The sequence below is a fragment of the Streptomyces sp. NPDC089424 genome (assembly GCF_044749345.1).
Lineage (GTDB): Bacteria > Actinomycetota > Actinomycetes > Streptomycetales > Streptomycetaceae > Streptomyces.
The window spans coordinates 349402-362569 of record NZ_JBIVHU010000010.1; the positions used below are offsets into that span (position 1 = coordinate 349402).

12 protein-coding genes and 1 other RNA gene are annotated in these 13168 nt (G+C 71.8%); 2 read left to right on the forward strand and 11 right to left on the reverse strand.

All coding sequences use genetic code 11. The features are described 5' to 3' along the window. Positions 1-28 precede the first annotated feature (28 nt). The gene (locus tag ACIP2X_RS34475) at positions 29-994 is read right to left on the reverse strand and encodes a LysR family transcriptional regulator (protein ID WP_401681118.1); all 966 of its coding nucleotides are present in this window, start codon (positions 992-994) and stop codon (positions 29-31) included. Between the two features lie 83 nt (positions 995-1077). Between ACIP2X_RS34475 and ACIP2X_RS34480 the strand changes: the two genes are divergently transcribed. Continuing rightward, a complete protein-coding gene (locus ACIP2X_RS34480; RefSeq protein WP_401681120.1) occupies positions 1078-2409 on the forward strand; it encodes an MFS transporter in 1332 nt (443 codons plus the stop codon). Here the strand turns inward: ACIP2X_RS34480 and ACIP2X_RS34485 are convergent. From ACIP2X_RS34485 to ftsE, 6 genes are all read right to left on the reverse strand, one after another. Continuing rightward, positions 2376-3359 carry a PHB depolymerase family esterase gene (locus ACIP2X_RS34485; RefSeq protein ID WP_401681122.1) on the reverse strand — a complete coding sequence of 328 codons (984 nt, stop codon included), beginning with the start codon at positions 3357-3359 and terminating at the stop codon, positions 2376-2378. The genes ACIP2X_RS34480 and ACIP2X_RS34485 overlap by 34 nt on opposite strands. A 107-nt stretch (positions 3360-3466) precedes the next feature. Beyond that, positions 3467-3835, reverse strand: a transfer-messenger RNA (tmRNA) gene (gene ssrA / locus ACIP2X_RS34490). A 144-nt stretch (positions 3836-3979) separates the two neighbouring features. Next, complete coding sequence (gene smpB, locus ACIP2X_RS34495; protein ID WP_401681125.1) at positions 3980-4459, reverse strand: SsrA-binding protein SmpB; 480 nt, start codon at positions 4457-4459, stop codon at positions 3980-3982. A gap of 61 nt (positions 4460-4520) precedes the next feature. After that, positions 4521-5681 (reverse strand): S41 family peptidase, encoded by a 1161-nt coding sequence (locus tag ACIP2X_RS34500; RefSeq protein WP_401681128.1) that lies wholly within the window; start codon positions 5679-5681, stop codon positions 4521-4523. Positions 5682-5748: 67 nt separating this feature from the next. Beyond that, positions 5749-6666, reverse strand: coding sequence for a permease-like cell division protein FtsX (gene ftsX / locus ACIP2X_RS34505; protein WP_401681131.1), 918 nt, complete (start codon positions 6664-6666; stop codon positions 5749-5751). A 40-nt stretch (positions 6667-6706) separates the two neighbouring features. Further along, entirely contained in the window at positions 6707-7396 is a 690-nt protein-coding gene (gene ftsE / locus ACIP2X_RS34510; RefSeq protein ID WP_365454009.1) for a cell division ATP-binding protein FtsE, read from the reverse strand. A 229-nt stretch (positions 7397-7625) separates the two neighbouring features. Between ftsE and ACIP2X_RS34515 the strand changes: the two genes are divergently transcribed. Beyond that, positions 7626-7817, forward strand: coding sequence for a hypothetical protein (locus tag ACIP2X_RS34515; protein WP_401681134.1), 192 nt, complete (start codon positions 7626-7628; stop codon positions 7815-7817). A gap of 71 nt (positions 7818-7888) precedes the next feature. Here the strand turns inward: ACIP2X_RS34515 and ACIP2X_RS34520 are convergent, their stop codons facing one another. From ACIP2X_RS34520 to ACIP2X_RS34535, 4 genes are all read right to left on the reverse strand, one after another. Further along, entirely contained in the window at positions 7889-8509 is a 621-nt protein-coding gene (locus tag ACIP2X_RS34520) for an LPXTG cell wall anchor domain-containing protein (RefSeq protein ID WP_401681137.1), read from the reverse strand. Between the two features lie 299 nt (positions 8510-8808). After that, positions 8809-9915: a peptide chain release factor 2 gene (prfB, locus tag ACIP2X_RS34525; RefSeq protein ID WP_401681140.1), complete on the reverse strand. Its 1107-nt coding sequence runs from the start codon at positions 9913-9915 to the stop codon at positions 8809-8811. Positions 9916-10054: 139 nt separating this feature from the next. After that, positions 10055-11287, reverse strand: coding sequence for a serine/threonine-protein kinase (locus tag ACIP2X_RS34530; protein ID WP_401681143.1), 1233 nt, complete (start codon positions 11285-11287; stop codon positions 10055-10057). Between the two features lie 108 nt (positions 11288-11395). Then, a complete protein-coding gene (locus tag ACIP2X_RS34535) occupies positions 11396-13090 on the reverse strand; it encodes a serine/threonine-protein kinase (protein ID WP_401681146.1) in 1695 nt (564 codons plus the stop codon). Positions 13091-13168 lie beyond the last annotated feature (78 nt).

Below are 13168 nucleotides of genomic sequence, written 5' to 3' on the forward strand. Positions count from 1 at the left end.
GGCGCGAGCCCTTCGAGCGGCCGGCGCCTCAGTCCGCGCCGGTGGGCCGGTCCACCGCCGGCAGCCACGCACCCTCCGGCACCCGCAGCCACCCCTCCTCCCGGCCCGCCTCGTCCGCCGCCCGCCACAGCGCCTCCAGCGCCGGATGCGCCAGCCCCTTGCGCCACACCAGGGACACCGGCGACAAGGGCACGGGATCCACCAGGGGCCGTCGCACCGACCCCGGCATGGCCGGGAAGTCCACCACGGCGAGCACCGGGCACCGCGTCCTCGCCATCACCCGCTGGAACTCCTCGTCCCCCACCGCCGGCGGCAGCGGCGCCGCGACCTCGATCCCCCGCCCCTCGAACAGCCGCCGTGCCAGGTCCGTCCACTCGGGCGTCCGCGGATTGCCGGCCCCGGCGTACACGCTCTCCCCCGCCAGCGCCGCCAGCGGGACCCGGGACAGCGCCGCCAGCCGGTGGTCCTGCGGCAGCACCACCGCCATCGGCTCGTACCGGACGATCCGGTGCTCCAACTGCCGGCGCAGCGCCGGGTCCAGTCCCGCGAACCGTCCGAACGACACGTCGATCCGCCCCGCGAGCAGCTCCCCCGCGGCTCCGGTCAGCCCGCTCTCGTAGCGGGCCAGCAGCTCGTGCTCCGGCGCGAGTTCGCGGGCCCGGTGCAGCACCCGGCGCGGGGTGCCGAGACCGGGCGAGTTCAGGTCGACGAGCAGGGGTCGGGCCTGCCCGAAGGCCGTGAGCAGCGCCTCCTGCGCCGCGAGCACCCGGCGGGCGTGGGGCACCAGCCGTTCCCCGTCCGCCGTCAGCGTCACCTGCCGGGTCGTCCGGACGAACAGCTCGGCGCCGAGCTCCCGCTCCAGCCGCCGCACATCGCGGCTCAGCGCCTGCTGGGCGACGTACAGCCGGGCCGCGGCGCGGGTGAAGTGCAGTTCCTCGGCGACCGTGACGAAGGCGCGCAGGAGGCGGGGGTCGAGGTGGGTGGGTGCGGACATGGCGGGAACTTACAACAGGAGCGCGTGAATCGGGGCGGAGAAGGTGTTGGACGCCTTGATCGTCCGTGGGCGACGGTTGCCCCATGCCGCAACCGACGCCGGCCCGCGAACCGGGCCCCTACCGCCGCCTGTTCGCCCACCCCGGCACCCGCGCCTTCACGCTGGGCAACCTCGTCGCCCGGCTGCCGATGGGGATGCTCACCGTGAGCGCGGTCGTGATGATCGCCTCGTCCCGCGGCTCGTACGCCCTCGCCGGCGCCGTCACCGCGACCGGCCTCACCGCCACCGCGCTGGTCGGCCCGTGGGTCGCCCGCCTCGTCGACCGCCACGGCCAGGCCCGCGTCGCCGTCCCCGCCACCCTCACGGCGGCCCTGGGCAGCCTGGCCCTGCTGCTGTGCCTGCACCACGACGCGCCTAACTGGACCCTCTTCGCCGCCTACGCCGCCACCGCCACCACGCCCAACATCGGCGGCATGTCCCGTGCCCGGTGGGCGCACCTCCTGCGGGGCGACCCGGAGGCCCTGCACACCGCCAACTCCTTCGAACAGGCCGCCGACGAGCTGTGCTTCATGCTGGGCCCGGTGCTCGCGGCCTTCCTCTGCGGGACGTTCTTCCCCGAGGCGGGCACGCTGACCGCGGGGGTCCTGCTGGTCGCCGGCATGCTCCTGTTCACCGCCCAGCGCGCCACGGAGCCGCCGGTGGCACCGCGCACCAAGGCCCCATCGCCGCTGCGCTCGCCCGGGATGCCCGCGCTGCTCGCGGCCTTCCTGGCCACGGGCGCGGTGTTCGGCGCGACGGAGGTGGTGACGCTCGCGTTCGCGGACGAACAGGGCCGGCGCACGGCGGGGGGCGTCCTGCTCGGCCTCCAGGCGGCGGGCTCGGGCGCGGCCGGACTGCTCTTCGGCACGCTGCGGCTGCGGGCCGCGGCCGACCGCCGTCTGTCCTGGTGCACGGCGGCGATGGCGGCCCTGCTGACCCTCCCCCTGCTGGCTGCCACGGTCACCTCCTCCCTCCTCGTCCTCGCCCCCGCGCTGCTCGTCGCCGGGATGGCGACCGCCCCGACGATGGTCACCGGTATGGCCCTCGTCCAACAGCGCACCCCCGCCGACCGCCTCAACGAGGGCATGACCCTCGCCGTGACCGCGCTCCTCGGGGGTGTCGCGGGCGGCAGCGCGCTCGGCGGCTGGACGGTGGAGCGGGGGGGGGGGGGGGGGGGGGGGGGGGGGGGGGGGGGGGGGGGGCGCCGGGGGGGGGGGGGGGGGGGGGGGGGGGGGGGGGGCCCCCGGTTTTCCGTCCGCGGGGGGCCCCCCGCCGCCCTCGCCCTCGTCATCACCCTCCTGTCCCGCGCGGCTCGCGGCTCAGGACGGGCGCGCGGGATGTCTCAGCCCAGTCCCCAGGCGAGCCCCAGCCGGTAGGCGGCGCACAGGTTCACGTCGAGCATGTACGCCCCCGCCGTCCCGCACTGGGCACCGCCGCTGCCGGGGTCGACGGGCTGCCCGTGCCCCATCCCGGTGAGCCCGTACGTCTCGACGACCGCGCGGCCGCCCGCGTCCCGGAAGACCTGGTGGGGGTACCCGGCGACGGAGTCGGACACGTCGGCCGCCTGGTCGGCGCCGTGCACGTCCGTCCACTGCTCGACCAGGTCGGTCATGTTGACGGGCCGGACCGTGTAGTCGGCGGTGCCGTGCAGCACGGTGAGCACCGGCCAGGGCCCGGTGTACCCGGGCCGCGCGGCCCGTACCCGGTCGCCCCACTGCTTCGGGGTCTGCGTGGCACCGACGTACATGCACACGTAGGGCGATCCGGCGGCCTGCGCGCATCCGTAGGGCAGCCCGGCGACGACGCCGCCCGCGGCGAACTTCTCCGGGTAGGCCGCCATCAGCACGGACGTCATGGCACCGCCCGCGGACAGCCCGGTGACGTACACCCGCCCCGGGTCGCCCGAGACGTCGGCGAGTTGCCGGTCCACCATCTGGGCGAGGGACGCGGCCTCGCCCTGGCCGCGCGCGATGTCGCCGGTCTCGAACCAGTTGAAGCAGGACGAGAGGTTGTTGGCGCTCGGCTGCTGCGGCAGCACGACAGAGAAGCCCCAGCGGTCGGCGAGTTGCATCCAGCCGCTGCCGGTGCCGTAGCCGGAGGCGTTCTGCGTGCAGCCGTGCAGGGCGACGACGACGGGGCGGCCGGCGGGCAGCCCGTCGGGCACGTAGCGGTACATCTTCAGCGCCCCGGGATTGCTCCCGAACGCGGTGACCTCCTGGAGCGAGGCGGCCACCGCCCGGCCCGGCGTGAGGACGGCGGCGATCAGGGCGACCAGCAGGGTCACCAGGACGGCGATACGAGGCTGTGCGGCTCTGGTCTGTGTCATGGAGAGGGACCGTAGAACCGTGAACGACCCCTCGATATGGAGCCGGACCCCATAAAAACGACGAGAGCCCGGTGGTCGAAGACCACCGGGCTCTCGTCGCATGGAGATTGTGGAGATGGCGGGAATCGAACCCGCGTCCAACGGTGTGGAATCAGGGCTTCTCCGTGTGCAGTCCGCTGCGCTTTTCTCGGCCCCGGAGATCACGCGGACAAGTCTCCGACGGGCTCAGTCACTGTTTGGTTTCCCTCTTCACCCCGTGACCGGGATCAAGGTTTAGTCCCCTAGCTGATGCCAGGATCCGGGTCGGGAACAGCCCCGGGCTGACACTTCGCAAGTCGCTACTTAGGCAGCGAGGGCGAAGGAATCGCGCTTGGTATTGGCGATTATTTTTTTCGGCCTGTGGTTTACGAGATCATGGCCGCTTCCTCGACACGCTTCCCCTGCTTCGACAGCCGCTGTCGAAACCGATCATCCCCATGTTGTTTTTTCAAACGCCGCACCCGCTGTGGGGTGCAGATGCCATCGTACGGGATCACCCTCGGCCGATGCCACCGTATTCCCGGCGGCCACTCCCCCGCCGCACGCGGTTCAACGCGGCCGGGTGCCGGGGTATTCCCCGCTCAGGCCCGCTGCCGGCGCCGCACCGCCGACATGGCGCGGTCGGTCTCGCGACGGTCCTGCTTCTCCCGCAGGGTCTGCCGCTTGTCGTACTCCTTCTTGCCCCTGGCGAGCGCGATCTCCACCTTGGCCCGGCCGTCCTTGAAGTACAGGGCGAGCGGCACGATGGTGTGACCCGTCTCTCCCGTCTTGGACTCCAGCTTGTCGATCTCCTCGCGGTGCAGGAGCAGCTTGCGCTTGCGCCGGGCGCTGTGGTTGGTCCAGGTGCCCTGGCTGTACTCCGGCACGTGCACGTTGTGCAGCCACGCCTCGTGGTCGTCCAGCTGGACGAACCCGTCGACCAGCGAGGCCCGGCCCTGACGCAGTGACTTCACCTCGGTGCCCGTGAGGACCAGGCCGGCCTCGTAGGTGTCCAGGATGTGGTAGTCGTACCGCGCCTTCTTGTTCTGCGCGATCAGCTTGCGCCCTTTTTCCTTAGCCATAGTGCCGCCCATTTTCGCACTACGAAGGGGGTGCGAGGGAAGCCGATTATCGAGGCGGGTGCTACCGGCCGAGTCCGGCGAGGACGGTCTGCGCCCGTTGGAGCGCGCGTTCGCCGGCCTCCAGGTCGGGGGTGATGCCGCGGCCGTCGACGCCCCGGCCCGAGGGGGTGCGGTAGTGGCCGACGGTCAGCTCGGCGACGGAGCCGTCGGGCAGCCGGCTCGGCATCTGGACCGACCCCTTGCCGAAGGTGCGCGAGCCCACCACGACCGCGCGGCCGCGGTCCTGGAGCGCGCCGGTGAGCAGCTCGGCCGCGCTCATCGTGCCGCCGTCGACGAGCGCGACCACGGGGCGGGTCGAGTCGCCGCCGGGCTCGGCGTGCAGGGCCAGCTGCTCGCCGTCGACGTCGTAGGTGGCGACCAGGCCGCCGTCGAGGAAGGCGGAGGCGGCGCTGACGGCCTCGGTGACCAGGCCACCGCTGTTGGCGCGCAGGTCGAGGACGACTCCGGAGGCGGCCGGCGCCTGCCGTACGGCCTCGCGGACCACCTCGCCGGAGCCCTTGGTGAAGGCGGCGATCCTGATCACGGTGGCCCCGTCGGCGAGCGTGCGCACGGTCACGGAGTCGGTGGAGAGCCGGGCCCGGCGCAGCGTCTGGGTCCACGCGCGGGTGCCGCGCTCCACCCCGAGGCGGACCGTCGTACCGGCGTCCGCGTCGGTGGCGTCGCCGCGCAGCAGGGAGACCACCTCGGTGACCGGGCGCCCGTCGACCTTCCGTCCGTCGACGCTGCGCAGCCGGTCCCCGGCGCGGATCCCGGCCTCGGCGGCGGGTGAGCCGGTGGCCACCTCCGTCACCTCGATACGTCCGCCCCGCTCGCGGCGGGCGGACAGGCCGACGCCGGTGTACTCGCCGTCCAGGGCCTCCTGGAACTCCTCGTACTCGCCCCGGGAGTAGACGGCGTCCCAGCGGTTGCCACTGCGGCTGACGGCGCGTTCGGCGGCCTCGATGGGGGACTTGCCCTCGGCCATGGCCTGGGCGGCGGCGCGCGCCACGTCCTGCTGGCTGCCGACGGGCGCGGACGGCGTCGTACCGGAGGGGGTGCCGTGCTCGTCCCCGGGCAGCGAGCCGGTCGCGGCGCCGGCGACGAGCACGCTGGCGAACACCAATGTCAGGGCGGCCCCGCGGCCGAAGCGGCGGGGCTGACAGAACAGGTCACGACCTGACATGCCGGTGAGTCTAGGACAACGCGAAGGGCCGTACGGTCGGTTGACCGTACGGCCCTCTTGGCATGTGTCACACCTTCAGGTACTTGCGCAACGCGAAGAAAGCCGCCAACGCGGGCATCAGAAGGCTCGCCGCGAGGATGAGCGGCAGCTTGGTGAGGACGGCGTCCCAGCCGATGAAGTTGATCAGGTTCAGCTTCTCGGACAGGGCCAGGCCGTTGTCGATGATGAAGTACCGCCCGAGAACCAGGAAGCCGCACGCCAGGGTGCCGCCGATGAGTCCGGCGACCGCGGCCTCCATGATGAACGGCGCCTGGATGTAGAAGCCGGAGGCGCCGACCAGCCGCATGATGCCGGTCTCACGCCGCCGGCTGAACGCCGAGACACGCACGGTGTTGACGATCAGCATCAGCGCCACCACCAGCATCAGGGCCATCACCGCGCGAGCGGCCCAGTTCATGCCGTTCAGCAGCTCGAAGAGGTTGTCGAGGAGGCCCTTCTGGTCCTGCACCGACTGCACGCCGTCCCGTCCGTTGAAGGCGGTCGCGATGACCTGGTACTTCTCCGGGTCCTTCAGCTTGATGCGGAACGACTCCTGCATCTGGTCCGGCGTGAGGGAGCTGGCCAGCGGGGAGTCGCCGAACTGCTCCTTGTAGTGCTTGTACGCCTGGTCCTGCGACTCGGCCGTCACGTTGTCGACGACCGTCATCTTCTTGAGGTCGGTGAGGATCTGCTCCTTCTGCTCCTCGGTGACGGCGCCCTTGGCGCAGTTGGGGTCGGACTCGGCGTCGCTCTTGTTGCAGAGGAAGATCGAGACGTTGACCTTGTCGTACCAGTAGCCCTTCATGGTGTTCACCTGGTCGCTCATCAGCAGCGAACCGCCGAAGAGGGCCAGGGACAGGGCGACCGAGACGATGACCGCGAAGGTCATCGTCAGATTGCGGCGGAGACCTACACCGATCTCCGACAGAACGAACTGGGCGCGCATGGCGTCTGCTTCAAGCCTTTCCGTGGATCTCGCTGCTGTCTCAGTGCTGGTAGCCGTAGACGCCGCGGGCCTGGTCGCGGACGAGACGGCCCTTCTCCAGCTCGATGACGCGCTTGCGCATCTGGTCCACGATGTTCTGGTCGTGCGTGGCCATCACCACGGTCGTGCCCGTCCGGTTGATCCGGTCGAGCAGCTTCATGATGCCGACGGAGGTCTGGGGGTCGAGGTTGCCGGTGGGCTCGTCGGCGATCAGCAGCTTGGGCCGGTTGACGAAGGCCCGCGCGATGGCGACGCGCTGCTGCTCACCGCCGGACAGCTCGCCCGGCATCCGGTCCTCCTTGCCGCCGAGCCCGACCAGTTCGAGCACCTGCGGCACGGACTTGCGGATCTCGCCGCGCGACTTGCCGATGACCTCCTGCGCGAACGCGACGTTCTCGCCGACGGTCTTGTTCGGCAGCAGCCGGAAGTCCTGGAAGACCGTCCCCAACTGGCGCCGCATCTGCGGCACCTTCCAGTTGGAGAGGCGCGCGAGGTCCTTGCCCAGGACGTGCACCTGACCGTGGCTGCACCGCTCCTCGCGGAGGATCAGCCGCAGGAAGGTGGACTTTCCGGAGCCTGAGGACCCCACAAGGAAGATGAACTCACCCTTTTCCACCTCGAGGGAGACATCCCTGAGGGCGGGGCGGGTCTGCTTGGGGTAGACCTTGGACACGTTGTCGAATCGGATCACGGATGCACCACGGGTCGCCGGGGGTAGATGTGCGTGACCATACGCGACGCGGGTGCGCAAGCGCAGGCACAGGTGGCGGTTGTGCAATACTTGTGCACTTTTGTCCACCACAACGTTTCTCAGAGCGCCCGCGCCCTTTCCGGAGGAACCTGGCACAGTGGAGGGGGAACGTTTGCGTTCCCCCGGGCGTTGTAAGCACGAACCGGTACCGGTGCAAGGAGGCGAGCACATGACGTACGACCGATTGGTGTGCGCGAACTGTGCCGCGCCCGTGAACGAGGGCCGCTGCCCCGTGTGCCGGGCCAACCGCGAGCGGCTGCAGCAGCAGAACCCCCTCGCGGCTCTCAACCCCATGACCCTGATCGCCCTGCTGGTGATGCTGATCGCGGCGGTCGCGCTGCTCGCGCACCAGACCGCGTAGGACAGCGGGAGATACGCCGAAGGGCCCGGAGCGGTTGCTCCGGGCCCTTCGGCGATCACGCTCGGCGACCGTCAGGCAGCGGCTCCGCCGCGGCCGCTCACCAGGCGCGGCAGCACCCGGAAGCCGACACCGCCGGCGATCATCGTCGCGGCGCCGATCAGCAGGAACGTGGTCTGCGCGGCACCCGTCTCGGCGAGCTCGTCGCCGCCGCCCTGGGCCGAGGTGTCGGCCGCCGGGATCTCCGAGCCGGTGTCCGTCAGGGACGAGGAACCCTCGTCCTGCGGGGAGGTGCCGCCGTCGGGGTCGGTGTTGTCGCCGCCACCGTTGCCGGGGGCAGTGGTCTCGTCGTCCGAGGGGTCCTCGGTGGGCTCCTCGGGGTCGGTGGGCTCCTCCGGCTCCGTGGGCTCCTCGGTCGGCTCGGTCGGCTCACCCGTCGGCTCGGTCGGCTCACCGGTCGGAACGGTGGGCTCACCGGTCGGGATGGTGGGCTCGCCCGTCGGGATCGTCGGCTCGCCGGTCGGGATGGTCGGGTCCGGGTCCGGGCTCGGAGAGCGCTCCTCGCACAGGATGCCGACGAAGCAGTCCTCGGCCTCGGTGGCGGAAGCGGCACCCGCGGCGGTCAGCGAGGCACCGGCCGCGATCACGGCGCCGGCGGCGATCCGCGCGACGCGGACGCGCGTCTTGTTGGTCATCTGGTTGCTACCCCCAGTAGCTCATCGTCGGTGAGGCGGCGCTCGGGGCCGTGATCGACGGGAGTAGCTGATGCGATGAAACCCCCCGGTTCACATGCGCCCCGGAGATACGCATGCCACGCTTCACCCTTCCGATTTTTCACAGCAACGTCAAGGCCGTTGCGTACGCGATGTCCGGGTACGTTCTCTTTGCCGTGCGGTGAAGCGTGTGAGTGTGATGTAAAACCCAGACATCCAGGCATGGAAAAGGCAACTGCCGCCGAAGGGGCGGCAGTTGCCTTGTCGACAAAACGCTTCTCTTACTTCTCCTGCTGCTTGCGCCAGCGAATTCCGGCCTCCAGGAAGCCGTCGATCTCGCCGTTGAACACGGCCTCCGGGTTGCCGACTTCGTGCTCGGTGCGCAGGTCCTTGACCATCTGGTACGGGTGCAGGACGTACGAACGCATCTGGTTGCCCCAGGAGTTGCCGCCGTCGCCCTTGAGGGCGTCCATCTTGGCCTGCTCCTCCTGGCGGCGCCGCTCCAGCAGCTTGGCCTGGAGGACGTTCATGGCGGTGGCCTTGTTCTGGATCTGCGAGCGCTCGTTCTGGCAGGAGACCACGATGCCGGTGGGGAGGTGCGTGAGGCGCACTGCCGAGTCGGTGGTGTTCACGCCCTGGCCGCCGGGTCCGGAGGACCGGTAGACGTCCACACGCAGCTCGGTCTCGTCGATCTCGATGTGGTCGGTCTGCTCGACCACGGGCAGCACCTCGACCCCGGCGAAGGAGGTCTGGCGGCGCCCCTGGTTGTCGAACGGCGAGATGCGCACCAGGCGGTGCGTGCCCTGCTCGACGGAGAGGGTGCCGTAGGCGTAGGGCACCTGCACCGCGAAGGTGGTGGACTTGATGCCCGCCTCCTCCGCGTAGGAGGTCTCGTAGATCTCGGTCTTGTAGCCGTGCTGCTCGGCCCAGCGCAGGTACATCCGCTGGAGACGCTCGGCGAAGTCGGCGGCGTCGACGCCACCGGCCTCGGCGCGGATGTTCACGAGCGCTTCCCGGGAGTCGTACTCACCGCTGAGAAGCGTCCGCACCTCCATCTCGTCGAGGGCCTTGCGGACGGCGGCGAGCTCGGACTCCGCCTCGGAGCGGGTGTCCGGGTCGTCCTCCTCCTCGGCCATCTCGAACAGCACCGCGAGATCGTCGATCCGCCCGCGCAGTGCCTCCGCCTTCCTGACCTCGGCCTGGAGGTGGGAGAGCTTGCTGGTGATCTTCTGCGCCTCGTCCGGGTTGTCCCAGAGGGACGGCGCGGCCGCCTGCTCCTCGAGCACGGCGATGTCTGCCCTCATCCTGTCGAGGTCCAGGACGGCCTCGATCGACTCCATGGTCGAGGAGAGGGACTTGAGCTCTTCGGATACATCGACGACTGCCACGCTCCCAGCGTAACGGCTGTGGCAACCGACCTCGGCCGCGCTGGGCCCCGGGCCGGTGCGGGCGGGGTGCGCCGCCTTGACCGACCGGGACGGACCGGGTCGCCGCCTGCCCGGGCCCGGCGGTGCGGGCCCGGGGTGCTCACGGTGACTCGGGGGCCGTGCTCCGCGTGTCCTGCGGGGACGCCGCCCCGTCGTCCGACGTGACCAGCCAGGCGCCGGTGCCCGCGGCCGCGGCCACGGCGACGGCGGCCGCCGCCAGGACCAGACGGCGGCGCCTGGTGGTGGAGCGGTGGCGGGCCGAGCCGGGGCGGGGGGTGCCCGCGGCACGGGGGGCCCTGGCGGTGCCTCGCGCGCCGCCGGCCAGCTCGTCCGGCGCCGGCACCCTCATCGACGTATGGGTGTCGCGGTTGGAGTCGGGCTTCGCGCCGGGGACCAGCGGGACCGCGCCGCGGCGTTCCCGTACCGGCGTCCGGGGCTCTCCGGCCGGCGCCGGCTCGGCGGGCTCCTCCGGCTCGGTGTCCGGCTCGTCCACGTCGAGCGGCGGCATCCCGCGCAGTATCGGGAGCTGCTCGCGCAGGCGGGCGGCCAGCTCGGACGCCCGCAGCCGTGAAGCGGGCGCCTTCGCCAGGCACTGCACCAGCAGCTGCCACAGCTCCTCCGGGATGCCGGGCAGAGGGACGACCGTCTCCGTGACGTGCCGGCGCAGCACGGCGCCGGGGTGGCCGCCGCCGAAGGGGGTGAAGCCGGCGAGCAGCTCGTAGAGCACGGTCGCCAGCGCGTATATGTCCACGGAGGCCCGGGGCGGGAGTCCCTCCACGATCTCCGGCGCCAGGTAGTCCGGTGTGCCGATGATCTTCGTGGCGCGGGTCCGGCGCGGGGAGTCGATCAGCTTGGCGACGCCGAAGTCCGTCAGCAGCGCGCGGTGCGAGCCGCCCGGTCCGAGCGGGCCCTGCATGTCCAGCAGGACGTTCTCCGGTTTGACGTCCCGGTGCACCACCCCGGCCGCGTGCGCCGCCGCCAGCCCCTCCGCGACGTCCGCCGCGATGGCGACCGCCGCCTCGGGCGCCAGCCGCCGCTCCCGGTCCAGCCGGGTGCGCAGGTCCGTGCCGCGGACCAGGTCCATGACGAGCGCGAGATCGTTGCCGTCCACCACCAGATCGCGGACGGAGACGACGTTCGGGTGCTCCAGACCGAGCAGGGCCGTCCGCTCCTGGACGAATCGCCCCACGAGCTCCTCGTCGGAGGCGAGATCCTCACGCAGCAGCTTGATGGCGACGGGCCCCTCGGGTCCCTCGCCCAGCCACACCGTGCCGGCGCTGCCCCGCCCCAGGATCTGGTTGGCGGTGTACCGGCTACCGATCTTCCGTGCCAAGACTGCTCCTACAGACGCGTGTTGTCGCTAAAACTACGCGTCCGAGGAGCCAACCTTCACCGCGGAGGCGGAAATCACCCGCCAGGTGTCGACAAATCAATCGACTCGCTACGACGTGGAGGTGCCGGAGCCCCCGGAACCCCCGGAGCCGCCCAGATCCCCGATCCATCCGGTGACCGTGTTGAACCAGTCCGTGAGCTGGTCCCAGTAGCCCTTTCCGGTGCCGATCCACTCCTGGAGCGGGCTCAGCTCCCAGATCAGCCAGCCGGCCACGAACAGGATGACGATCGTGAACAGGCACCCCTTCAGACAGCCGAGGCCCGGGATCCGCATCGGGTTGGCGCTGCGCTGCCGCGGCTGCCGCGGCTCACGTGCCGGCCGCTGGGGCTCGGGCGTGGGCGGCGGGGCGTACCGCTGGGGCTCCTGGCGGCGCTGCGGGGCGTACTGCTGCGGCTGTTGCTGCTGCTGCTGCTGCGGGTAGCCGTAACCGGGCGGCGGTCCCTGCGGGGGGCGCTGCTGGCGCTGCGGGGGCCGCTGCTGCTGAGGCTGCTGCTGAGGACGGGCCACCTGCCGCTGGGGGCGGCGGCGCAGCGGGTCCTCGTTCGGGTCGAGGTACTGGACCTGCGTCTGCTCGTTGCGGTCACGCGCGGCGCGCAGCTGGGTCTGCCAGGGGTGCGGCTGCTCGGGCTGCTGTCCCTGCGGCAGCATCTGGGTCGGGTCGGCACCGGCGGGGCCGGTGTTCGGCAGTACGGCGGTGGGGTCGGCGGCGCCGGCCGGGCCACCGGTGTGCGGCAGCACGCTGGTCGCCGCGTTCGGGTCGTAGCCGGGCGCCCCGTGCGGCAGCACCTGCGTCGGGTCGGACGCGCCGGGCGTCCCGGGGACCGTCGCGGGGTCGGGGTCGGGGGCGAGGAGCACGGCGACGCTCTCGGCCGCGGCGATCTGCGCGGAGTTGGCGTGCACACCGACGCCTTCGGCCACGACCCGCAGGCCGCGCGCGAGGCTCTCGGCGCTCGGCCGCTGCGCGGGGTTCTTGCGCAGGCAGCGCTCTATCACCGTCCACAGCGGTTCGGGCACGGTGGAGGGACGGCGCGGCTCGGCGCTCAGGTGCTGGTGCAGGACCTCGAGCGCGGAGCCGCCGGAGAACGGCGGGCGGCCGGTGACCAGCTCGTAGAGAAGGATGCCGGCGCCGTAGATGTCGACGGCGGAGGTCTGCGGGCGGCCTTCGGCGGACTCGGGCGCGACGTACGCGGGCGTGCCCACGAACTCGTGGGTGCGGGTCAGGCCGGGCGAGTCCGCGAGGCGCGCGATGCCGAAGTCGGTCAGCATCGGGTGCATCTGGCCGCCGCCCTGCATGAGCAGCACGTTGGCCGGCTTGAGGTCGCGGTGCACCACGCCGTCGGCGTGGCTCGCGGCCAGCGCGTCGGCGATCTGCGCCGTCAGCAGCGCGGCGGCGACGGGCGTGAAGGGCCCGTTCTCGCGCAGGTAGCGGTGCAGGTCGGGGCCGTCGACGAGGTCCATGACCAGGGCCAGCAGATCGCCCTCGACGACCAGGTCGCGGACCCGGACGATGTTCGGATGGGTCAGCCGGAGCAGCACGGAGCGTTCGCGCAGGAACCGCATCACGATGTCCGGGTCGCTCGCGAGCTCCTCCTTGAGGACCTTGATCGCGACGGTCTCACCGGGCTGCCCGGGCACGGCCGCCTCGGCCCCGGCCGTCTCCCGCTGGCGGGCTCGCCAGACGGTGCCTGTGGCGCCGCGTCCCAGCGGCTCCTCAAGGAGGTACTTGCTCCCTACCGGCCGCACGTCATGGCTCCCTGCTGCTTGCTTGCATGGTCCGCCCCACTGTAGTGCCGTGGTGGGCGGGGGCGGGCGGTCGTCGGC

Bases quoted from the DNA above. Each gene is read 5' to 3' on its own strand.
- ACIP2X_RS34485 (WP_401681122.1), bottom strand. From the start codon at position 3,359: ATGACACAGACCAGAGCCGCACAGCCTCGTATCGCCGTCCTGGTGACC.
- ACIP2X_RS34480 (WP_401681120.1), top strand. From the start codon at position 1,078: ATGCCGCAACCGACGCCGGCCCGCGAACCGGGCCCCTACCGCCGCCTG.
- ftsX (WP_401681131.1), bottom strand. From the start codon at position 6,666: ATGCGCGCCCAGTTCGTTCTGTCGGAGATCGGTGTAGGTCTCCGCCGC.
- ACIP2X_RS34520 (WP_401681137.1), bottom strand. From the start codon at position 8,509: ATGACCAACAAGACGCGCGTCCGCGTCGCGCGGATCGCCGCCGGCGCC.
- ACIP2X_RS34500 (WP_401681128.1), bottom strand. From the start codon at position 5,681: ATGTCAGGTCGTGACCTGTTCTGTCAGCCCCGCCGCTTCGGCCGCGGG.
- ACIP2X_RS34515 (WP_401681134.1), top strand. From the start codon at position 7,626: ATGACGTACGACCGATTGGTGTGCGCGAACTGTGCCGCGCCCGTGAAC.
- ACIP2X_RS34475 (WP_401681118.1), bottom strand. From the start codon at position 994: ATGTCCGCACCCACCCACCTCGACCCCCGCCTCCTGCGCGCCTTCGTC.
- smpB (WP_401681125.1), bottom strand. From the start codon at position 4,459: ATGGCTAAGGAAAAAGGGCGCAAGCTGATCGCGCAGAACAAGAAGGCG.